This is a genomic window from Bifidobacterium porcinum (assembly GCF_055378475.1).
In genome coordinates this window covers 114,885-136,893 of the sequence record NZ_AP029603.1, presented here as the reverse complement: position 1 = coordinate 136,893, position 22,009 = coordinate 114,885, and the positions used below count along the sequence as shown (strand labels likewise).

General features: G+C 61.8%; 15 protein-coding genes. All 15 read right to left on the bottom strand.

What is annotated here, in order from left to right:
- Positions 1 to 434: 434 nt before the first annotated feature.
- Positions 435 to 1,790, bottom strand: a complete 1,356-nt coding sequence (locus tag ACZ41G_RS00520; protein WP_101454771.1) for an MFS transporter — start codon at positions 1,788 to 1,790, stop codon at positions 435 to 437.
- 1,711 nt (positions 1,791 to 3,501) lie between these two features.
- Entirely contained in the window at positions 3,502 to 5,103 is a 1,602-nt protein-coding gene (locus tag ACZ41G_RS00515) for an MFS transporter (protein WP_464145344.1), read from the bottom strand.
- A 113-nt stretch (positions 5,104 to 5,216) separates the two neighbouring features.
- Positions 5,217 to 6,728, bottom strand: coding sequence for a sucrose phosphorylase (gene gtfA, locus ACZ41G_RS00510; protein WP_464145342.1), 1,512 nt, complete (start codon positions 6,726 to 6,728; stop codon positions 5,217 to 5,219).
- 329 nt (positions 6,729 to 7,057) lie between these two features.
- Positions 7,058 to 7,495, bottom strand: a complete 438-nt coding sequence (locus tag ACZ41G_RS00505) for a DUF1653 domain-containing protein (RefSeq protein WP_441481751.1) — start codon at positions 7,493 to 7,495, stop codon at positions 7,058 to 7,060.
- Between the two features lie 531 nt (positions 7,496 to 8,026).
- The gene (locus ACZ41G_RS00500; protein ID WP_464145340.1) at positions 8,027 to 9,361 is read right to left on the bottom strand and encodes a chloride channel protein; all 1,335 of its coding nucleotides are present in this window, start codon (positions 9,359 to 9,361) and stop codon (positions 8,027 to 8,029) included.
- 152 nt (positions 9,362 to 9,513) lie between these two features.
- Entirely contained in the window at positions 9,514 to 10,617 is a 1,104-nt protein-coding gene (locus tag ACZ41G_RS00495; protein ID WP_464145338.1) for an acetamidase/formamidase family protein, read from the bottom strand.
- On the bottom strand, positions 10,614 to 11,408 hold the full coding sequence (locus ACZ41G_RS00490; protein WP_464145336.1) for a FadR/GntR family transcriptional regulator: 795 nt from the start codon (positions 11,406 to 11,408) through the stop codon (positions 10,614 to 10,616). Before ACZ41G_RS00490 ends, ACZ41G_RS00495 begins: the two co-directional genes overlap by 4 nt.
- Positions 11,409 to 11,612: 204 nt before the next feature.
- A complete protein-coding gene (locus tag ACZ41G_RS00485) occupies positions 11,613 to 12,749 on the bottom strand; it encodes a LacI family DNA-binding transcriptional regulator (RefSeq protein WP_464145334.1) in 1,137 nt (378 codons plus the stop codon).
- Positions 12,750 to 12,933: 184 nt separating this feature from the next.
- On the bottom strand, positions 12,934 to 13,302 hold the full coding sequence (locus tag ACZ41G_RS00480; protein ID WP_464146285.1) for a fluoride efflux transporter FluC: 369 nt from the start codon (positions 13,300 to 13,302) through the stop codon (positions 12,934 to 12,936).
- Positions 13,299 to 14,159, bottom strand: a complete 861-nt coding sequence (locus ACZ41G_RS00475) for a fluoride efflux transporter FluC (protein WP_464145332.1) — start codon at positions 14,157 to 14,159, stop codon at positions 13,299 to 13,301. Before ACZ41G_RS00475 ends, ACZ41G_RS00480 begins: the two co-directional genes overlap by 4 nt.
- Positions 14,160 to 14,375: 216 nt before the next feature.
- Positions 14,376 to 15,602, bottom strand: a complete 1,227-nt coding sequence (locus ACZ41G_RS00470; protein WP_464146283.1) for an ABC transporter substrate-binding protein — start codon at positions 15,600 to 15,602, stop codon at positions 14,376 to 14,378.
- Between the two features lie 1,369 nt (positions 15,603 to 16,971).
- Positions 16,972 to 17,823, bottom strand: a complete 852-nt coding sequence (locus ACZ41G_RS00465) for an ABC transporter ATP-binding protein (protein WP_026503083.1) — start codon at positions 17,821 to 17,823, stop codon at positions 16,972 to 16,974.
- Positions 17,816 to 18,904 (bottom strand): ABC transporter ATP-binding protein, encoded by a 1,089-nt coding sequence (locus tag ACZ41G_RS00460; protein ID WP_464145330.1) that lies wholly within the window; start codon positions 18,902 to 18,904, stop codon positions 17,816 to 17,818. The genes ACZ41G_RS00465 and ACZ41G_RS00460 overlap by 8 nt, the downstream gene beginning before the upstream one ends.
- Positions 18,897 to 19,880: a branched-chain amino acid ABC transporter permease gene (locus ACZ41G_RS00455; protein WP_273304340.1), complete on the bottom strand. Its 984-nt coding sequence runs from the start codon at positions 19,878 to 19,880 to the stop codon at positions 18,897 to 18,899. The genes ACZ41G_RS00460 and ACZ41G_RS00455 overlap by 8 nt, the downstream gene beginning before the upstream one ends.
- Before the next feature lie 3 nt (positions 19,881 to 19,883).
- Positions 19,884 to 21,311, bottom strand: a complete 1,428-nt coding sequence (locus ACZ41G_RS00450; protein ID WP_464145329.1) for an ABC transporter permease subunit — start codon at positions 21,309 to 21,311, stop codon at positions 19,884 to 19,886.
- Positions 21,312 to 22,009: the final 698 nt, after the last annotated feature.

Below are 22,009 nucleotides of genomic sequence, written 5' to 3'. Positions count from 1 at the left end.
TAACTTCTGCAAAAAGGATTTTGTCCTTGATTGATGCCCATCATACTAGAACCGGCGTCCTGTATCGAACGCGTTCCACTAGTTGAACACCTCGGCAAAACTTTTTCGCAAGCCATCAAGCACATGGGTAGTTGGTCTCCGGACCGTAGTGCGGAACCGGGACGCGGCGGGCGGAAAACCAACCGCCACGCCTCGGAATCGCGCCAAAATCCAAAGTGGAATCGATATTCAGTTATGTCGTCTTCAGTTATGTAGTTATGTACTTACGTGTTCAGTTATTTGTGGTCAGATATCAATATTCAGATATCTCAGGTATTGACTGCGGACAAACGCCGAAGCGTGCAATCCGCAAGGACGCCCATGACGGGGAGCCGGCAATCCGCTGACCGCCTGCCGAAAGCCGCGACCGCGACCGCCGGCTCCACGCGCCGACATCACTTGGTGAAATCGGTGTCCTTCGTCTCACGGCAGCTGAGCACCGCGACCAGGCAGCACACAGCCATCACGCCGAGATACAGGCCGACCGAACGCACACCCCAATGATGGGACAGCCAGGTGGCGATCGTCGGAACGAACGCGGCGCCCACAATCGCGGCGAGATTGTAGCCGATGCCGGAACCCGAGTAGCGCACGTTCGCATCGAACAGCTCAGGCAGGAACGCGCCGATCGGGCCGAACGCGATGCCCATCAGAGCAAAACCGACGCACAGGAACAGCTCAACCTGGAAGAAGTTGCGGTGACCCATGAGCAGGTACGGGAACACCAGCGCGAACACCACCAGCGCGACCGAGGAGAACACGAGCACGCGACGGCGGCCGATGCGATCGGCATACACACAGGACAGCACGATGAACAGTGCGAACACGCAGATGGCGATCATCAGCATGAGCAGATACTCGCGGTTCGTAAAGCCGAGGCCGCCGCCACCCTGGGCGACAGTCTTCGTGCCCCAAGCGAGCGACCAAGTGGCCAGCGTATAGAACAGCGTGTAAGTCACAGCGACGATGAAGGTCGCCTGGATCACCTGACGCCAGCTCTTACGGAACACCTCAGTCAGCGGGGACTTGACCACCTTGTGCTGCTGCTGGGCGAGACGGAAGACCGGAGTCTCCTCCATCTGAACGCGCACGACAAGACCGACGATCACCAGTACGCTCGACAGCAGGAACGGCACACGCCAGCCCCAAGAGACCATCGCGGCGTTATCGTTGAAGCTTTCGAGCAGGAAGTACGTGCCGTTCGACAGGAAGAAGCCGATCGGGGCGCCCAACTCCGGGAAGGAGCCGTACAGGGCGCGCTTGCCTTCAGGCGCGTTCTCGGTCGCCACCAGCGCGGCGCCGGACCATTCGCCACCCAGGCCGATGCCCTGGACGAAGCGGCACAGGCACAGCAGCGCGACCGCGGCGATGCCCCACATGTCATAGGTCGGCAGGCAGCCGATCAGGAAGGTGGCGATACCCATCGTCAGCAGGGACACAACCAGCGTGGTCTTGCGACCCATGCGATCGCCGAAATGGCCGAAAATCAGGGAGCCGACCGGGCGGGCGATGAAGGCGATGGAGAAGGTGAGCAGCGACATCAGCAGCGCGACCGTCGGGTTGGTCGTGTCGCTGAAGAACACCTTCGGGAAATAGTTCGCAGCGGCGGTGCCGTATGCGTAGAAGTCATAGAACTCGATGGCTGTGCCGACCATGGAAGCGGCAATGACGGTGCGAACCGAATCGCGCGTCATCTGTTCCACTTTGCCGGCGGCCTGTTGAAGGCCAGTCGTCTGTTCGACTGCTGTCATGATTGCTCCTGGATTGCTCCTGGACGTGCCGACGTTGTTCGCGTGCGACACGATTCCATCTGTTATGTTCTGAGCTGGATGCTGGTTGCGAATCTGTGTTTGTCCTTGTGGGATGTGCAGCGCAACAAAAAAGCCCCGCGATGTATGCAGGGCGAAGATCTGTCCGGCCCCGCATTCGTCAGCGGGGCTCAGCATGTACCGAATCAGTCCGCCAACGAAGACGGGCTAATAATTCGTGCGGAAACTCGCAGCAACAGCAGACCGTTCATCGTGGCGTCCTCCTTTCGGTTCTCTTTGGGATGTGTTCCCAACTGGTTTGTAACCATAGGAGGGTTCGCCCGCCACAAGGAGGCGATGTCCACTATGTGGACATGTCGGGAAGGCTGTAATATCAACGGGTTGAACGTTTGACTTCGATAGGTGTCAGGGTGTTGGTGGGGTGAGTGGGGTTGGATGGGGTGAGGTCGGATACAGTCGGCTGCGGATGTGGATGCGGCCGAAGGTAGTAGAAACGGTCGGGCACGGGAAATCGCGACGAATTGATCGGCATGGGCATAATCTCCCGGGAGAACAGTGAGATTGAGGCAAGCCCCGCAAGAACTCCCAACGAAATCGTTGAAATCATGCGGTTCGCAAAATCAGGCCACCGGGAGTTTAGCGTCAAATCGACGTAAACGCGATAATCTTCCACAACCGATTCCGTCGGTATGCGGGCGACCGCGGATTTCCAACGCTCTCAATCAGAGGCCAATCCGCAGCAATGAACGATTGACACGCACCCGGGGAGTTCTTCCACGCGATGAAGGAATCCGCGTAAACTCCCGCAGCAGCCAAATCATCAACATGCTCAGACCTGATTTCGCCACGAATCGTCATAGATCGCGCCCGCCTTACAAAACGGTTACGCGGAGCCGACCGTCAGCGTAACCGGTTTGTGTGAGGATGAACGAGACTGCCACGATTGCACGCACCACGATATGGGCCCGCATCAGCGACGGGTGGCGCCGCAATTGCACGCCACCACGATTGGCCGTTACGCACCTGCACGACCGGCATGAGACAGGGGCAGATGAACCTGTGAATCGATTCTGCCGGTCTTCAGTTCTCAATGCGCAATCTCAATATCTCAGCGAAACGTCGAAATCAGTGAGATTTTCAGAAAAAACTCTGAAAAACTCCGACGGGAACGCAAATCCGAGATTTATTGAGATTCTATGGACCAGCCCGCACGAACGAGGCGCCATCACATCGTTGATATTCCGCGGTTCTCAAGAATCCGCCATCGCTGTGAGGACTCGCCAGAATCTGAAAATCTCGCGAAAACATGTCCAGACGCGAGATATTCAGAAAAATCTCTCAATATCTCGCGGCAGAAGGGCGAATCCGAGAGTTTTTCAGAATCCAATCTGAATATCTCGCCAAATCGGAGGGGGGCTGCGGTCGCAGGCGTGCCGGGATGCCTTCACCTGCACAGCCAGTGCGAAAACGCAAGCGGCCGGGCACCTGTTTCGCCCCGCAATGAGGGGGAACAGGCACCCGGCCGGCACATCGCATCCATCGCGCGCATCACACACGCTCAGGCGTTGCGAGGCTTTGCGAGACGGCGCAGCCACACGCACTAGCACAAAGCGCGCTGCCCGCAACCGAACGTTTAAAATCCGCCACCGTCGTCGAGCCACACGCACTTGCGCAGGGCAAACCGCCCGCGGCGTCACTTCACTTTCTTGATGCGCATGATTAGGTAGGCGGCGACCAGCACAATCACGATGGCGACGATGAACACCACGCGATAGGCGGACGGTGGGGTAGCCGTTACATGATGCATGCCCTTGGAAATGCTGATGATCGTCGACGTGAGCACCGAGCCGATCACCGTGGACAGCGTATTCGCAAGGTTCAAAATGCCCAGATCCTTGCCCGCCTCCTCCGGATTCGGCAGCACGGAAACGTTCAGCGCCTGGTCGATCGCGTTGTACACGCCGTACCCTAAGCCTGCGATCGCAGCAAACAGCAGCATGCCGACGCGACTCGGCATCGCCAGCGGCATCACAATACCGACAGCGAACAGGCAGCTGGCCAGCGCAACCGGCAGCTTGCGACGGCCGATCTTATCGGTAATCGGACCGGCGGTCAGCGCGGCAATCAGCGAAACCACCAGCGTGATCACGCCCATCACGGCAATCAACGCATTCGCGGAATCCTTCGCCTTAGGCTGCCCGGCGAAAATGTAATCCTGCGAAATGTAGAACAGATAGCCGTTGATCATCCAGTAGCCGCCCATCATCAGGGTGCGGCCCACCAGCGCGAAGTAGAAGTCAGGCGCGTGACGCGGCGGACGGAAGTTCATGAGCACGGACTTCACCGTGATATTCTCACGCTTCTCGTTCACGTTGGACTTCTCCCGCGGCCAGACAATAACCGTGATGATGCCGATCAACGCAAACGCTGCAGCACCAATCAGCCAGCCGAGCGTAACGCCGGAAGCGCCATGGTCGTTCAAACGCGCGCCGACCACATTGCCAAGCGTTTGACCGGTAGCGATACCCGCACCATAGAAGCCGGAAATGGTGCCACGAACCTTGTCCGGCACACGATCGGACATGGTCGCCACGAACGGGGCGAGCATGACGTTGTATCCCAGCTGGGCCATGCACCACAGTACAAGAATCGTAGGGAAGCTATGCTGCGAAATCGCGATCAGACCGACAGACAGACCGGCGACCAGGCCGCCGACCACAATCCACGGGGTGCGCTTGCCAAAACGGCTGCGCGTCATATCAGACAGCGTGCCGAAAATCACGTTCGCCAGCAGCGCGACAATGGAACCGACCGCGTTGATGGTGCCGAGCATGGATTCCTTGGTGGCAGGATTGATGTTCTGCAACACTTGCGGCAGAATCACCGTGCTCAACGCGACCCACGGGATGGCGCACACCACGGCACTCAGCGTGAAACCGACGCCAAGCCTCACGATTTCGCTCTTGGACGGCCGATGCCCATCAGCGCTGACCATCGGGTCGCGCATATCGTTGAACGCGGAACTCGGATCGAGCACCGCCGCATCCACAGAATTCGCCATCGCAGCGACTGGCGTACCGCTTTCAGCGCCCATGCGCGTTTCCTGCACGCCTACGGACGCCGCGGAATCTTCGCCTTTCGGCTGCGTCGGAAGCGGAACGGCGAGACGGCTCACCGCGATTTTCTGTTCCGGCGTCAACGCCTTGTCCAAGTCAGGACGGTCATCGATACCCGGTCGGACATACCCGTTGCCAGGCTTCTTGCCGGCAGCACCGCCGGTCTCATTGTCGGTCATGTCAAATCCCCTTTGTTATGCCTTGCAATGCCTTCGCTATGCGGCTTGTTATGTGACTTGTTATGTGACTGCCGCCACCAGCCCATCAGGGTCGGCAGCGGCAGTCAATCGTTTCAGGCGACTGTCGGCGGAGCGGCCAGCAGGTCGTCGGTTTCATGCCCGCCAGCCGCATCCGACCAGCGCAGTGTGCACACGGAAGCCTGGTTATCAACACCCAGGCCGCGTTTCGGTTCGAACGTGAGGCTCGCCGACGTGGTCTCGCCCTTCCAATCGAAGGTCAGCGTATCGCCCTCATGACTGAAGGTGAACTCGCCGTCGAATGCGTCAAGCTGGTTGCGCATGCGGCACAAGGCGTTGAGCGCCTTGACGACCGGACGTTCGAGATTACGGTCGATCTCCTCTACGGAATAGTAGTGCCGGTTGATGTCGCGGCCGACATTCGTGCGATGCAGCAGCTCCATGTCGTTCGCGCCGGCGAGCGCGCCGACATAGTACACCTGCGGCACGCCGGGCAGGAAGAACTGCACGGCACGCGCGGCAAGGTAATGCTGGTCGTTGCAGCCGAGCGCCGAATAATACGTGGAATTGACCTGATAGAGGTCGAGGTTGCTGGCGGCGGCACCGGTCGCGGCGCGGGATTCGCCGTGGGTGTTCTCGTGGATGGTTTCGACGAGCTGGTCGACCTCCTCGTCGGGCACGAGGCCTTTGAGGCTGCGGTCGAGCTGGTCGGAACCGATGTCGATGACGCCGATGCCGTCATGCGTGTCGAGCACGGTGACCGCGTTGTTCGGGCGCACGTCGACCCAGTGTGCGATCGGCTCGGTCTTGCCGGTGGTCAGCGCGTGGAGCAGCAGGCCCGGGATCGCGAAGTCGTAGACGCGGTCGACCTTGCTGGCGATGGCGACCTGCTTCTTGTAGTACGAGTGCACTTCGATCAGCGTTTCCAGGCCGCGGGATTCGGCTTCCGCCTTGATGCGGCCGATGAGGTCGAAGGTCTTGGGGGTCATGAAGCAGCTGGTCTTGGCTTGCTTGGCGCCGTAGCCGACCGCGTCGAGGCGGATGTAGCTCACGTGGCTGCGCGACAGCTGGTCGAGGATGGACAGCAGGTAATCCCAGCCTTCCTTGGAGTCGGTGTCGATATCGACCTGCTGCGGGGTGAAGGTGGTCCACACGAGACGGGTCTTGCCGCCCCACGTGTAGTGGGTGAACGGCAGGCCCGGGCGCGGGCGGTAGATGCCGGCGAGGTCCTCTTCGGTGGCTCCGTCGGGGAAGACGCTCGACATGGTGAGGAACATCCCGTAGTAGGGGCTGTTTTCGCCGCGCTTCATGACGTCTTGGAATTGCTTGGATTCCCACGACATGTGGTTGACGATGGTGTCGACCATGATGTCGTGCGTTTTGGACAGTTCGGCGATATCGTCCCACGTGCCCAGACGCGGGTCGACCTTGGTGTGGTCCACCGGGTCGAAGCCGGCGTCGGCACCGTCGAACGGGGTGAAGAACGGCAGTATGTGCACGCCTTCGTACACGCCGTTGAAGCGGGTGCGCAGCACATCGGTCAGGGATGCGATGGTGCCGTCACCGAGCCTGTCGGCGTAGGTGATGAGTTGGACTTTATTCTTCATTGACCCTCCTTTGGCGCCAAACACAGAACACTTACAGTGTAGCGGATTTCGGCGGATTTCGGCGGATTTTCATGGATCTGACGATTCGAGTCGCCGTCCGCCATCATTATTCCCGAACGATTCCGAACGCGTATCGAACCGGTTTGATATCGTACGTGCGGGGGTGGTCATGATGCCTTGCGACACGCGGAATATCGGCGAAACTGTGCCGAATACGGGGCTCTCTGGTGTTGCAAGAGCGATGGAGGCGGGGCATACCAAGGAAGGCGCATGCATCCGAGGGGAGGAACGGGGCACGCGAGGCTGCGAGGCTAGCCGGTGCCAGGAATTCAGCGATGATTCACACTGGGAACATCCTCGAGTTCGAATCGGTAGCGCTGCCGGACGTCGGGATACTTCGCGCGGTCGACCTCGCCGGCGAACATCTCGAGCGGACGTACCCACAGCGAACCGTCATCATACAGTTTGCGATACACCACCACCGGCAGGCCGGACTCGGAATCCGTGGCGAAATCCTCCACAAGATACCGGTCGCCCTTGAAATGACGGTAGATGCGGCCGCGGAGGATGCGACGACCGGAGTGCGATTGCGCGAGGGTGGGCGGGACGGTTTCGGCTGGGGTGCGGGGGGCTTGGGTATGAGTGTCCCGGTTGCCGGCGCTCTGGTTGCGGGTGTCCTGGCTGCCGGCATCTCGGCTGTTTACGTCTTGGTCGCGAGCGCCCTGGTTGTGGGCATCCCGGTCATGATTGCGCTGATTGTCGTCCATGCCTCGCATCGTACACGGGCGGGGCGGTGAGCGTCGCGCATCCGTCCCGCTTCACGGTTACTTTCCATACGATGAATGTTGATCATCGATTGCGCGGCCGCGGAGAGTCAGGCTGGCAGAGACGGCTGCGACGCGGAATCAAAACCGCAGAATATCAACGATCCGATGGCAGTGAGCGTTGCACGGCACTCTCCCGTTCCATGGTCACTTTGCCATACCGTGCGTTTCGACATTCGATTCTGCGGATGCGGACACATGATTCCCGAGATAATTGGAACTTTACGCCGAGACGGGCCATAAATGTGTAAAGTCCCGACTTTCCGCGGGAGATTAGCGCAATTGCGTCTATCTGGCGACAAACTCCCAACAGCCCGATTTTGCGAGCCGCATGATTCCAACGATGTCGTTGGGAGTTCTCACGGAACGGGGCCGAACTCGACAATTCTCCCGGGAGATTATCCGCCCAATGGCCGATTCAGCGCAATCTCCCGCATCCGACCGTGAATCAGCGCACCCAGTGTGGGATTGGGTTCAACGGTGAGTGCGGGCGGCGACACCGGCCAGCGGGTGCCACGCGTCGAGATGCGGCATGAGCGTCTTGCATACCAGCGCGCTCACCGCGACCGCACAACCGGCGGGCACGAACAGGTTGACTGGCGCGGCGGCGAGCTCCATCACCAGGCAGGTCGCCATCAGCGGCGCCTGCTGGGAGGCGGACAGCAACGCGCACGCGCCAATCAGCGCATACACAGCGAGCGCATTCGTGTGGAAGCACGTCATCCACAGCACGCCGAGGATCGCGCCCATCGACGCGCCCAGCGCGATGCCCGGCTGCAGCACACCGCCCGACGCGCCGGAGCGGATGGTCAGCAGGGTCAGCACGGCTTTCGCCGCGAATCCGATCAGCAACCCTGGAATGACCGACAGTTCAACCGCGCTCGAAAACCCCAGCTGCCCCAGGGCGCGGCCGTTGCCCATGAGCTGCGGCAGCCAGATTGCGGCGATGCCGGTGAGTGCGCCGGCCAGCGGCATGGTCCACAGCAACGTGACACCGGTGGATTTATGCGATTCCGCCCACGCGGAACCGCGGCGGAACAGGGCGCCACACACCCCGCACACCGCGCCGGCAATCAGCGCGAAAGCGATGATGTCCGGCGTGAACAGGGCACTGACATGCCCCAAATCGTAGAAGGTGTGCGTGCCTTTGACCAGCGAGGCTGTCCACGCCGCCAATGCCGAGCCGCCGAACGCCAAAGCCACCGTTTCCAGACTGATTTCGCGCAGCAGAATTTCCGTGGCGAAGAAAGTTCCGGCGAGCGGCGCGTTGTAGACGCCGGCGAGACCCGCAGCGGCGGCGATTGCAACGAGTGTGCGCGTATCCCGCTTGCCAAGCCGAGTCAAACCCGCGAACCGCTGGCCGAGCAGCGCGCCCAATTCGCGCGGGGCGACTTCGCGGCCAATTGAGGCGCCCGAACCGACGATGAATATCTGCAGCATCACGTGCACCACGGTCTGCCAGGCGGGCATGCGCGAGCCGCCCACCGCCTGTTTGACCGACGGCACTTTGGTGGTGCGCGTGCGCAGCAGCCACCAGATCACCGCCGCGACCGACAGCCCTACGAACACCGACACCGCCCGCCGCCATGCGGGAACCGCGAACGGACCGGGAGCCGAAACGCCTTCCACATAGCCAAGGAGCAGGTGCTCCACGCCGTAAAGCATGAGCGTGAGCAGGCCGGCCGCCACGCCGGCGAGCGCGGACGCGATGGCTGTCGCCGTGGCGAGGCGCATCAGGCGCTGCCTGCCGGTGTCGGTTGGTTCCGCCGATTCGTTGGCGCGTCCGGTGGTGGTGTCTGCTTGTACCATGTCATCTCTTTCATCTGCTGGGCCAAATCAGGCTGGATTGTGTTCCAACGGTCCCGTACTCATCTTCGGTGTATGCGGCGACGGGAGGGATGCGTCTGCTTCTGCCGGCATCCGGCATCCGCCGACTGCCGTGCTGCCGCTGTCCTGCCTTGCTACCGGCCGATATCGGCCCGTCGGATCGCCGCATGGACGCCGCGTTGGATGTCCACCGCCTCGGAGATATCGAAGTCGGCGGCGGCGCTGAGGTACGCGTAGGCGTGCGCGCGGTCGAAGCCGCAGCCGTCGACCAGCAGGCGCAGGGATTCCTCCACGCAATGTTCCAGCGCATCGTCGAGGCGCAGGGCGCGGCCGGTGGTCACCAGGTAGTCGGAGGTTTCCAGCAGCGGCCCCTGCAACACACCGAAACGTCGCGTGAAATCAGGCCCGGCGATGACCCCGACACGCAGGTCGGCTTCCAGGGACGCTTCGAGCGCGGTTAGCGCGACCTCGCCGTCGCCTTGCGCGAAATGCGGGTCGCCCGCGTACAGGCCGGCGCCGTCTACGAATACCGGCAGGTACAGGCGTGTGCCTTCGACCATGAGGTTGATGTCGAGGTTGCCGCCGAAATCCCCAGGCGGTACGGTGCTCAGATGCTCGCCAGTGTCCGGCGTGACGCCGATGATGCCAAGGAACGGGCATAGCGGGAAGGCCACAGTATCGGGGTCGTCCGGCTCGGGCAGGCTCGCCGGCGCACCGCCGGCCAGGTACGTATGGTAGGCGTCGATGGCGTCCGGGCCGGTTTTCCGCATGACGCCGACGGCCTTGCCGTTGACGCGCATGCGCCGGGCGAAGATGCTGACCGTCCGCCGCCCGGCTTCGGGCATGGACGGCAGTACGCCTTTGCCGTGGCGATTCGAGATGATGCCGTAGTCGACGCGCGGGGAGAGGCGGAGGATATCGATGGCCAGCCAGTCTCCGGGCTTCGCCCCGCGCACTTCGACCGGACCGTTGACCACGTGCGGTCCGGAACCGTGCGGATGGTCCGATTCTGCGGCGATGGCGGCCGCATCCGCGAGGATGTCGGATGACGCGACGCCCTGCGCCTGGAAGAATCCCAGCGGATCCTTGCCTTGTTCTTCCAGCAGGCCCTCATGGCTGAGCGTGTCGATATGCAGCGTGTCCCCGGCGTTGATGGCGGCGACGGGCCGGTCGCCACGGGCGGGCAGGGTGCCCCACCGCACGGTATCCGGATGGCTTGGCAGGTGGATGATGCTCATCGTTCGTCCCTCGCTTGCCTCGTTGGCTTCATTGGCTTTGTTGGTTCCATTGGCTTTGTTGGTTCCATCAGCCCCGCCGGCCGTTGTGGCTGGATGCCGAGAACATCCATCCCGCCGATGGCCCGCAGATGGTCAAGCATCGCCTGCTGGGCCCCGGGCGCGTCACCGGCTTGGACGCGCGCGAAGATCGCACGGTGTCCATCCAGTGAGACGCGGCGTCTCGTAACCGTGCTGTGTGTACCGGCCCGCGTGGCTTCCGCGGAATCGTTGACAAACCGCAGCAGCGCCGCCAGCAGCGGATTGCCGGTGCTTTCGGCGAGCGCCAGATGGAACGCCATGTCCATTCGCAAGGATTCGCGTGGCGTCATCCGGATGTCGGTGTGGTCGATGATGCCGTGGAGTGTCACCAGGTCCGAAGGCGATGCCCTGCGTGCGGCGAGTGCGGCCATGGGCGGCTCGACCAGGTCCCGCAGCTCGCGGATATTGCCACGTTCGTGGTCGGCTTGCCTCAATACCGTCTCGATGGCGAGGGACGCCTCGTCGGTGTCCAGCACGATGGTGCCGGCACCCCATTTGGTGCGTACCACGTGGCGTTGCGCGAGGATGGCGATGGCATCGCGGACCGTGCCGCGTGAGACGTGGAAGGTCGCGGCGAGCTCACGTTCGCCGGGCAGTCGCGTGCCGGGCGGGTATTGCCCTGCCGTGACCCGGCCGGCGAGTATGGAGGCCAGTTCGGCGGGTTTGCCCGCAGCGGATGCGAGGAATGTCCCGTCACTGTCGTTGTCGCCCATAGCCATCTCCCGGTGTCGTTCCGATGGCGCACGGCCGCGGGTTGGATTGGACCTCTTGGCGTGCGCCTCATACTGGTGACAGCCAATCATCGCCGTATTTCCGCGGGGTTTCGCAGTGGTCGGCAAGTGAACGACCACTGGACCAATTTCCGGAGAAGGCAGGCCCGTCCTGCCCTCGGAATTGTTCCCCCGCCTGGCAGGCCGCTAGGCTACAGGCCGGGTGGTGTCGCCGATACGCAGGGATACCGGCACGATATCGACCGCCGCGGCGTTGTTGGATTCCTTGCCGGCCTTGGAATCCTCACCGTCCTTGGATTCCCGACCTTCCGGCTCGTTGACGGCGTCGACGATACGTGCAGCCAACCGTTCGGCAATCGTATCGAAATCCTGCTTGATGACCGTCAGCGTCAATCCGGCGCAATCTACCAAGCATGTGCCGTCATACCCGATGATCTGCACATCACGCGGCACGTTCAGCCCGTGCGCGAACGCCTCTTTCACCGCGCATGCAGCGACCACGTCAGAACCGACAATCGCATCGACCGGCGGAATCCCGGCATCGCCGACGCCAGAATCGTGGGCAGAACCGCAGGCAGAACCGCCGGAACGCGATTCGCTGAGGCGGTCGAACAGCAGATGCACCGCCCGCGCATACCCTTCGACATCTGTGACCGGTCCGCATGCCACATACTCATGCCGAATTCCAGCCGCGTCAAGCCGCTCGCCCAGCGTCTGGAAATACCGCACCGTGGGGAATGTGGTCGCCCCTTCGCCGCGATCATCGAACTGACTGCGTGGGCCGCCGACCATCACCACATGGTGGGCCCCCGACTTCACCAGTTGCTCGGCAACCAGCCGACCGCCCTGCTCATGATCGGAACGGACTGTAGCGATGGTATCGCCCAGCGCACGGTCGAACGCGACAACAGGCCGGCCAATCGATGTCCAGTAATCCGCAGGATGATCAGTATGGGCGGCCATGATGATTCCGTCCATCATATGCCGGCGCAGGCGGCTGACATACTCCGCCTCACCGGTATCCGCATCAGCTGTAGAACACAGCAAAGTCTGCAATTCATGCTTCGCGAGCCGCCCCTGCAACGCGGACACCAACGTCGCGAAAAACGGATGACGCAATGTCGGCACAATCACGCCGATCATGCCGGTCCGCCCGCGGTACAGGTTGCGTGCCAGTTCGTTGGGGATGTAGTCCAGCTCGCGCATCGCCCGCTCGACTTTGCTGCGCATTTCGTCCGAAACGTAGCCGGAGGCGTTCACCACCAGCGACACTGTGCTTACCGATACTCCGGCCTTTTTGGCCACATCACGCATTCCGACCACGTATTGCTCCTCACGGTTCCGCCTGCGGCTGCCCCGCCTTCGGGGTATCGACGCGCACGTGCGGCATCTGCCATCCTGCTATCGGCCATTGTACTATCGAAACGGTTCGACGCCGAACACGACTCTCCGGTCCCTGACCTTGGCGCTCTGCCCCAACGGGCATGCGCCGCCACGCACGTACCCGTCACCGGGCGAGGACGACCAACGCCCAACCCGCCGCCGCGCACACCAGCGGCACCACGATGCTTATCACTGCGTACACAAGCGCCAGCCACCAGCGGCGGTTACGCACCAGCGACACCATCTCGCTGACCGCGGCCGAAAAGGTCGACATCCCGCCCAGGAACCCGGCGACGAACATCAGGCTCGTCGCCTGGTCCACCGTATGGTACACATACCCGGCCACCGCCATGCCCGCGCAGAACGAGGCGATCACGTTGACCAGCAGGGTCGCCAGAGGGAACGCATGATGCCACCAGCGGCGAATCGACACGTCGAAAATGTAGCGGACCATCGTTCCCAATCCGCCGAACACGCATACGAGCAGCATCAGTGCACCTCCCCGGTCACGGGATCAGGAACCATCGGGATTTCCGCAGTAATCGGCGTCGGCTCGAACGATGCCGGCATACCATTGGCCGTGCCATCGGCCACATCTGCACCTACGCTATCGCCGGAATCGGCGCCGACCGCAGCGGCATCCTGGTTCATTTTCACGGCATGGACGCCATGAGCGGGACTGGATCCCAAAGACATCCTGCGCATCGACTGCGCCGCACGGGACGCCGTGAACACGTGGGCAAGGCACACACCGGCCACGCAGCACAGCACGCCACCCACCATGCTCGCAAGCATATACGAGACCGCCATCCATGGATCGTGGCCGAGGATGTCACGCAGGCCCTCCAGCATCACCGTCGACATCGTCGACAATCCGCCGCATAACCCCAGCCCAAGCCCGCGGCTGGCCAGCTGCCGCACCCGGCGGCGAAGCCACGACGCGGACGCCATCGTCTCGGTCAGCAAGGAAAACAGCAGGCACGCGGCCATATTCGCGACGAACGTCGCCACCGGGAATCCCGTATCATGAGCCGGCCACAACGCCGACAGCCCATAGCGCGCGGCAGTCCCGACAAACCCGCCGATGAACACCACGAGGTACACCAAGCCGTCCGCCAGCGGGTTGAATTGTGCGCGCAGCTTCTTGATAGGGGCCAAAGAGATCTGCGGCGGATTCGGCGAGGCGGCTGCGCCGACAGGCCCGGCCTCTGATCTGATTCTCTGGATTGCCAACGTTTCGGGCTTCGGCTCGTGTGCCGGGGCCGAACCGATCCCGCCGGGCGCGTCCGTCAGCGCAGTGACGCCGTCCACGTCCGGGACCCCGACGTCCCGTCCCTTATGTTCTGCCATCTGTCACTCCCGAACAATCACGCGGCGAAACACCCGCCATACTTACTCGCATCACCGCGATATGCGGCAATCCCCCATGGTACCGCAAGCATCAAACGCGTGGCGAGCGTGACAAGCATCGCGAACACGACAAACCGGTGTCGCAAGCGATCACGTGCTTGCGACACCGGTCATCGATGGCCCGTCATATCAGACGGAACAGGGCGTCCCCGCCGGTCACGCCACCTTGCCAGACTGGACGTGGTCGAACACCGGCTTGTTGTCCTCGCCGTACTTGTACACGCCGATATTCGCTGAGCTCGGATCGTGGTCCTTGTTGAACGGGCCGATACCGGTTTGGCCAACATACTCAATGTCCTTGCCGTCCTTCAGCAGCGCCACGCATTCCTTATAGGACTTGCACTTCGTGCCGCCATTCGCGCCCGACACCGCGAGCAGGTTCTTCTGGATGGTCTCGCCGTCGGTCTTGCCGCCCTTCTGCGCAGCGAGTGCAAACAGAATCACGCCGTCATACGTTTCAGCCGCATAGGTGTAATCCTTGACGCTGCTTTCCATGGACTTGACCTTCTTCTGGAAGTCCGCAGTCGCGTGGGCGCCCGGAATCGTGCCGGTCACGCCCTTGAGCGTGCCCTTGTCGAACGTGTCGGCATAGTCGGAGGTATTGCCATCGACCAGATACAGCTTCGTGGTATCAATGCCCTGGCTGATCATTTCCTTGATGAGCGCCTTGGTCTGGTCGAAGGCGATAATCGCGATGGCGTCCGGGTTGGAGGCTTTGATGGTGGACACGAGCGAGGAGAAGTTCGTTTCGGTCGGGTCGAAGGCCTGATCCTTGCCGTAGACGACATCCACGCCCGCAGCCTCGGCGGTCTTGGCGATGGTGTCGCGCAGGCCAGTGCCGTAATCATCGTTGAACGAGGCGATGGCGAGTTTCTGCACGCCATCCTGGGCGATCACGTTGCCAAGCACCGCACCCTGCACGCTATCAGGAGCGACCGTGCGGAAGAAATACGGGTCAACGCCGGACAGGCTCGCGGAGGTTGCGCCCATGGAAATCAGCGGGACTTTTGCCGCGGAAATCTCCTTGTACACGTTCTTGACCACGGAGCTGGACGCCGGACCGATGATCGCGGACGGCTTCTTGGACAGCACCGACTGGGTGCCGGACGTATTCTGGTCCGCGTGATCGGCGTCCGAAGTATCCGCGCTCACCGACGTGGCCTTCTTGCCGAGCACGCCGCCCGCATCATTGATGTCCTTGAGGGCGAGCTTGACCGCGCCTTCCTCCTGCGGGGACATGTACGCCAGCGAGCCGGTCTGCGGGAACAGTGCGCCGAGCACGAATCCGTCGTTCGAACTGCTGGACGCCGACCCGCTTGACGACGAGGAGCCGCAGCCGGACAATGCCAGGGTCAGTGCGGCGACGGCGGCGGTGGCGCACATAAGGGTGCGTTTCATTGACTTGCGCGATGATGTTGACGGCGTTGATGATGTTGATGATGTTGAGTATCGCATGATCAGTTTCCTCTCTCCCATGCTGATTCATTGCCGCGAAGCGGACGCTTGGACATTACGGTGATGTAGGCTTGCCGTTTCGTTTACCCGTGAATCTAAGCGTGGTTTGCAACGCAGGCGTGTGCCGGATGTTTCCTGACCGTGACATGCGAAAACAACAGGAAATGTTGTGCAATCAGACATGGGGCTGGCTCGGGGCGCGGGGCGTGAGGTGGTGTGGGCGCAAGGGGTCATCGGAGACGGGCATCGGCATCAGGAACACGGGGGAACGCGGGAGTTCCCGGCGAAAACGCGGGAAGGCGGATAAATGCCCGGGAGTTTATCCGTGAAAACGGGATTCGGCGATAATGTGACAAGGAAAACGTTGGAATACCAACACGCCCAATATCAGCCCACTGGGAATTCACAAGCCAAACCGCGAATCACACGAAAAGTCCCACGACGATGGGCTCGGAATCGGGCGGGCACAAGTAAGCGAAACGGACACACCTGGGAATCGGCCGCACCCCGAGAAACCGATGCGCGGCGAAGCAAGGCGAAGTGCGGGGCTGGCACGCACAGCGGCGGCACGGGCGCGAGGAGCCGTCGGCGCATCAGGGATACGGGGGGAAACGCGGGAGTTCCGGACGAAAACACGAGAAGACGGATAAATGCCCGGGAGTTTATCCGTGAAAACGGGATCCGGCGATAATGTGACAAGGAAAACGTTGGAATACCAACACGCCCAATATCAACCCGTTGGGAGTTTACGGGACAAATCACGAATCACGCGAGAAGTCCCGCGATGATAGCCCCGCGATGATGGCGCCACGATGGTGGGTTGGGCTGTGCCTTGGGAGCCGGGACATGGCAGCGGCATGATCAGACCGCTCACCGGACCCGATAACGACTCCCGCAGTTGGCTCCATTCTCCTCCGCTCAAGCCGAGCCGGGTACCCAGACCCACGGTGCGGAAAGGTAACCATGGGATGCGAGGATGGCGGTGAGGGACGCGCTGCCGATGCAGGCGGAGGATTGGCGGTATTCCGTGGATTCAGGAACCAGAGCGGCGGGGCGAGCCGGGGCCGGGCGTCGCCGCATCGGCCACACCTGCGGAATCTGACATGACCATGCACGGTGTGGAACAGTAACCAAGGAACGCGGGCACGAGAGCGAAATCAACAAATCACCGGCCGCAGGAATCATGCGGTGTTATGGTGGCTGGTCTCAGAACGTCCCCCGCTTCGCCCCCGTCCTTGGTCGGTTACTGTTCCGCACTGCGCCGAGCAACATGCCCCGGCGCCGCACACCGCCCCGTCTATCGGCCTTCTTCCTCGACTTTCTCCTCGAGATTGCCCAGATACAGGGAGATGACCTTCGGGTCGTTGAGCAGGTCGCGGCCGCGCCCGGAGTAGGCGTTGCGGCCTTGGTCGAGCACGTACCCGCGGTCGCAGATCTGCAGGCAGCGGCGGGCGTTCTGCTCGACGATCACCACGGAAACCCCGGCCTTGTTGACTTCCTTCACGCGGATGAAAGTCTCGTCCTGCAGCATCGGCGACAAGCCGGCGGACGGCTCGTCAAGCAGCAGCACGGACGGTTTCATCATTAGCGCGCGGCCCATCGCGACCATCTGCCGTTCGCCGCCGGACAGCGATCCGGCCAATTGGTCCTTGCGCGAGGCGAGTTTTGGGAAGATCGAACTGACGTATTCGAACCGTTCCTTGAACAGTTTCGGCGCTTGGAACGCCCCCATCCGCAGGTTCTCCTCGATGGTCAGCGACGGGAACACGTTCTCCGTCTGCGGTACGAAGCCCACGCCACGCGAGACCAGCTTGTCGGCGCGCATATTCGTTATGTCCTCGCCGCGCAGCAGCAGTTTGCCGGACCGGATGTGCACCAGACCGAACAGGGATTTGAGCAGGGTTGATTTGCCGGCACCGTTCGGGCCGATAATGCCGACGATTTCGCCGTCATGCAGGGTCAGCGAAGCGCCGTTGAGGATGTTCACACCGGGCAGATAGCCGGCGATCAGGTCCTGTGCGTCCATAAGCGGGTCGCCTTCCGGCTCGCCGACGTGCACTTGCGAGCGCGGCAGCGTGCCTTCCGCGGGCGTATCTGTGCCGGCAGCGGCGGTGGGGTTTTCGCGTTCGCTTACTGTTACGTCACTCATGCTGTTCCTCCTCAAGCTTCTCAAGCGCCGCGTCATCGCCCAAGTCGATGTTCGCTCGGGCGCCCAGGTACGCGTCGATGACCGCCTGGTCGGACATCACGTTCTTCGGTACGCCTTCGGCCACGATTTTGCCTTCCGCCATGACCGTCACCCAATCGGCGATATGCCGGACCATATTCATGTCGTGTTCGACGAACAGCACAGTCGTGCCGGTTTCGCGCAGTGCCATGATGCAGTCGAGCAGCGACTGCTTGAGCGCGGGGTTCACGCCGGCCATCGGCTCGTCGAGCATGACCAGCTGCGGGTCGCTCATCAGCGCGCGCGCCATTTCGAGCAGTTTGCGCTGGCCACCGGAAAGCGATCCGGCGAAATCATCCTTCTTCTTCCACAGCAGGAAGCGTTTGAGCAGGCGTTCGGCCTTTTCGCGGTTTTTCTCCTCCTGCTTGCGCCAACGGGCAGGAAACAGCGCTGCGAGCATACCTTCACCCGGTTGAACGGGGGCGCCCAGCAGCATGTTGTCCATGACGGTCAGGCGGCTCATGACTTTGGTCAACTGGAAGGTGCGGACCATACCCATGCGCGCCACCTGCTCCGGAGATTCAGATTTCAGCGGTTTGCCGTCGAATTCCCACGTGCCGGTGTTCGGGGTGTCGAAACCGGTCATGAGGTTGAAGAAGGTGGTTTTGCCGGCGCCGTTCGGGCCGATCAGCGCGGTGATGCCGTGCCGTTCGATCTCGAAATGCTGCACGTCGACGGCGGTGACACCACCGAATTTACGGGTGATGTTGTCCGCCACGAGGATCGGATCCGGCTTGGCCACACCGGGCGCGGCTTTCACGAACGACAGATCGTGTTGCACGCGGTCCGCGTACTGCGTGGATTCGAGTTTCTCACCCTCGGGCGCGCGGGTCGCCCAACGCGGCAAATCCGCCTCGGGAGTAAGGGAACCGGGTGCCGCAGCACCTGAGGCGTCGGATTGCGACACATACGCCTGCTGCTGGAAGGGCTTGTCGCCGAAATCATCGGTCGCGTTCTTCCCGGTTTGCTGCGATGTTGCTTGTTGTGATGTTGACTTACGCATTGAACGCCAACTCCTTTCGGTCGCCGAGAATGCCTTGCGGCCTGAATATCACGATGCACATGAGCGCGACGCCCATAATCACCCAGCCGAGCGCCTCCACCTGGTCGGAGGAGATCACGGTCGTCGGAATCGTGCCGCGCATGAACTCCTTGATCAGCGTGAGTGCCACCCACAGCACGCACGAGCCGATCAGCGGGCCGAAGACGGTCGCCGCACCGCCCATCAGCAGAATCGTCCACGTGTAGAAGGTAACCTGACGGCCCAGGGAATCAGGCTGTACGGAACGCGGCAGCACGAAGATGATGCCGGCGAGCGCACCGAACGCACCGCCCAGGAACAGCGACTGGATCTTGAAGCGGGTCACCGATTTGCCCAGCGAGCGCACCGCGTTCTCATCCTCGCGGATGCCTTTGAGCACACGGCCCCACGGGGAGTTGAACCAGCGCCAGGTGAGGAACAGTGCGACGCCGACCAGCACCCAGGCGACGATGCGGATCCACCAGGAGTTCGCCGTATTGTTCGAGTAGGTCCATAGCAGGAAGGTCGATTGCCCGTCGGGCAGTGGCGAAAGCGCTTCGAACTTCTCCGTGAAATCCTGCGGAGAGATGCCGCCGGAACCACCGGTAATCTTGGTCATCGCGGTAGAGCGGCCAATAATGCGAACGATTTCAGCGGCCGCAAGCGTAACCATCGACAGGTAGTCAGGCCCGAGCTTGAGCGTCGGAATGCCAAGCAACAGCGCAAACAGGAACGACAGGAACAACGCCATGCACAGGGAGCCGAGAATGCTCCAGCCCATGGACTGGGTGACCGCGAAGCCGTAGGCGCCCAGCAGCATGAATCCCGCCTGGCCCATGTTGAACAGGCCGGTCATGCCGAAGTGAATGTTCAAGCCGATCGCCGCAAGCGCGTAGGCGGCGGTTGTGGGCGCAATCAGTTCGCCCAACGAATTGGTGATAATCGTAAGGAAATCCATGGTTCAGCCCACCCTCTGTGCTTTGCCGAAGATGCCCTGCGGACGGAACAGCAGGACGATGATGAGGATCGCGAGCGCCGAAGCGTAGCGCATGTCGTTGGGGATGATGAGCGAGCTCATATCCGCCACGACGCCGATGATGAGGGCGCCGACGAGCGCGCCCGGCGCGGTGCCCAGGCCGCCGAGTGTGACCGCGGAGAACATGAGCAGCAGCAGGACCGCGCCCGTGTTCCACGCGATGCCGTTGAGGTAGATGCCCATGAGCACGCCGGAAAGTGCAGCGAGCGCGCAGGACAGGATCCACACAATCCGCACCACGTGTTCTACGTTGATGCCGGACGCCGCAGCGAGTGCGGCGTTGTCGGAGACGGCTCGCGTGGCCCGGCCGAACCGCGTGTGGTACAGGAAGTACGTGACGGTGGCGATGACCACGATTGCAATGGCCGCGGAAATCAGTGTCGCGCGGTCAGTGGTGATCGGGCCGATTTGGAAGCCCCGTTCCACCGAGGTGACAATGCCTTTCGTACTGCCGCCGAAGAAGAACTGGAACAGGTATTGCAGCACCATGGACAGGCCGATGGTGACAATCATCTGCTGCAGCGGGCCGACATGCTTGCGGCGCAGCGGCGCCCAGATGACTTCGTTCTGGATGAGGCCGGTCAGCGCGCCGATCGCGATAGCGAAAATGCCGGAGACGATGAGCGGCCAATGCAGCATCTGCGTGCCGACATACGCCATAAGGCCGCCGAGCGTGACCTGCTCGCCGTGGGAGAAGGAGCTCAGTCCGGTGGTGCCGTAGACGAGGTTCATGCCGACACTCATCAGCGCGAGCATGAGGCCGAAAATCAAGCCGGAGTAAAGCTGCTGCCAGAAGCGCTGGCCGAAATTGCTGGAGCTGCCGGATGAGCTTGACGCCGACGAGCTGTCGGTTGTGGAGCTTGAGCTGCCCGACTTGGCTTTGCTTGACGATGATGCCGAGCCGGAAGCCTTGCCGGAGCTTGAAGAATCCGTCACGTTTGCCTTGTCGAAGCGGACGACCGCCCGCTGCTTGGAGAAATCGCTTTTGTCGATGCTCACGGTCGCCGTGTTACCGGGCAAGCCGTGGCTTGAGGCGACCGACTTGTCGATGGTGACGGTGTATGAGCCGTCCGCGGTCACTGAGAACGCCCATTTTCCAGTCGAATCGGTGGTTGTGGTCGCCGATTCCTTGCCGGACAGGGTGACGGTCGCGCCGGCAACAGGTTGTTTGGAAGCATCTTGCAGGATGCCGTTCACGCAGCCGTTGGTGGCGGTCGGATTGCAGGTTGTGACCGCTTCGGCGGCCTGTGCGGATGATGGGAATGCGAGGAACGCCATCGGAACCAGCATGGCAAGCATGCAAGTCAGTATCAGGAACCGATGGCGCCGCGCAGTTGATAGTGCGTCTGCCATATGTAGTCCTCTCTCGATTACCCTCACCATAGGTATTCGAGATTCGACTAGCGGTTGCAATAACGTTTCGCCGGGGTAACTTCGCAGTCATTCGTGTTAACACGGCGGGCACACGGATGACTGGGCGAGCGGGCGAGCGGCCCGCACCGAATCGGAGAGCACCGACCGAAAACGGATCCAGTCCGCGCCTGTGCCGGACCACAAAACCGCAGAATCCCAACAATCCGCCATCACCACGGGAACCGGGCACCAGACCACCGAGCCCGCAACCGCCCGAACCCATGGACTGAATCGGAGAGCGGAAACCGAAAACCAATCCAGTCCGCGCCTGTGCCGGACCGCACCCGGCCACCAGCCACAGCATCACCACAAAACCGCAGAATCCCAACAATCCGCCATCACCACAGGAACCGGACACCAGACCACCAAGCACAGTACCACCCGAACCCATGGACCGAATCGGGAATCGCACGACGAAATCGGAACCAGTCCACACCGGCACCGACCATGACACACACTGCCGACCACAATCACACCACAAACCCGCGGAATACCAACAATCCGAGCGCACTACAATCATCAACCATCACCAAACCAACCACTCAGAACACCCGAATCACGGATCAAATCGGAGAACATAGGACAAAATCAGAACCAGTCCACACCCATGCCGGACCATGTCCGGCCGCCAACCACGG

Bases quoted from the DNA above. Each gene is read 5' to 3' on its own strand.
- ACZ41G_RS00460 (WP_464145330.1), bottom strand. From the start codon at position 18,904: ATGCGTAAGTCAACATCACAACAAGCAACATCGCAGCAAACCGGGAAG.
- ACZ41G_RS00450 (WP_464145329.1), bottom strand. From the start codon at position 21,311: ATGGCAGACGCACTATCAACTGCGCGGCGCCATCGGTTCCTGATACTG.
- ACZ41G_RS00515 (WP_464145344.1), bottom strand. From the start codon at position 5,103: ATGACCGACAATGAGACCGGCGGTGCTGCCGGCAAGAAGCCTGGCAAC.
- ACZ41G_RS00500 (WP_464145340.1), bottom strand. From the start codon at position 9,361: ATGGTACAAGCAGACACCACCACCGGACGCGCCAACGAATCGGCGGAA.
- ACZ41G_RS00455 (WP_273304340.1), bottom strand. From the start codon at position 19,880: ATGGATTTCCTTACGATTATCACCAATTCGTTGGGCGAACTGATTGCG.
- ACZ41G_RS00490 (WP_464145336.1), bottom strand. From the start codon at position 11,408: ATGGGCGACAACGACAGTGACGGGACATTCCTCGCATCCGCTGCGGGC.
- ACZ41G_RS00470 (WP_464146283.1), bottom strand. From the start codon at position 15,602: ATGTGCGCCACCGCCGCCGTCGCCGCACTGACCCTGGCATTGTCCGGC.
- ACZ41G_RS00520 (WP_101454771.1), bottom strand. From the start codon at position 1,790: ATGACAGCAGTCGAACAGACGACTGGCCTTCAACAGGCCGCCGGCAAA.
- ACZ41G_RS00465 (WP_026503083.1), bottom strand. From the start codon at position 17,823: ATGAGTGACGTAACAGTAAGCGAACGCGAAAACCCCACCGCCGCTGCC.
- ACZ41G_RS00495 (WP_464145338.1), bottom strand. From the start codon at position 10,617: ATGAGCATCATCCACCTGCCAAGCCATCCGGATACCGTGCGGTGGGGC.
- ACZ41G_RS00505 (WP_441481751.1), bottom strand. From the start codon at position 7,495: ATGGACGACAATCAGCGCAATCATGACCGGGATGCCCACAACCAGGGC.
- ACZ41G_RS00475 (WP_464145332.1), bottom strand. From the start codon at position 14,159: ATGGCAGAACATAAGGGACGGGACGTCGGGGTCCCGGACGTGGACGGC.
- gtfA (WP_464145342.1), bottom strand. From the start codon at position 6,728: ATGAAGAATAAAGTCCAACTCATCACCTACGCCGACAGGCTCGGTGAC.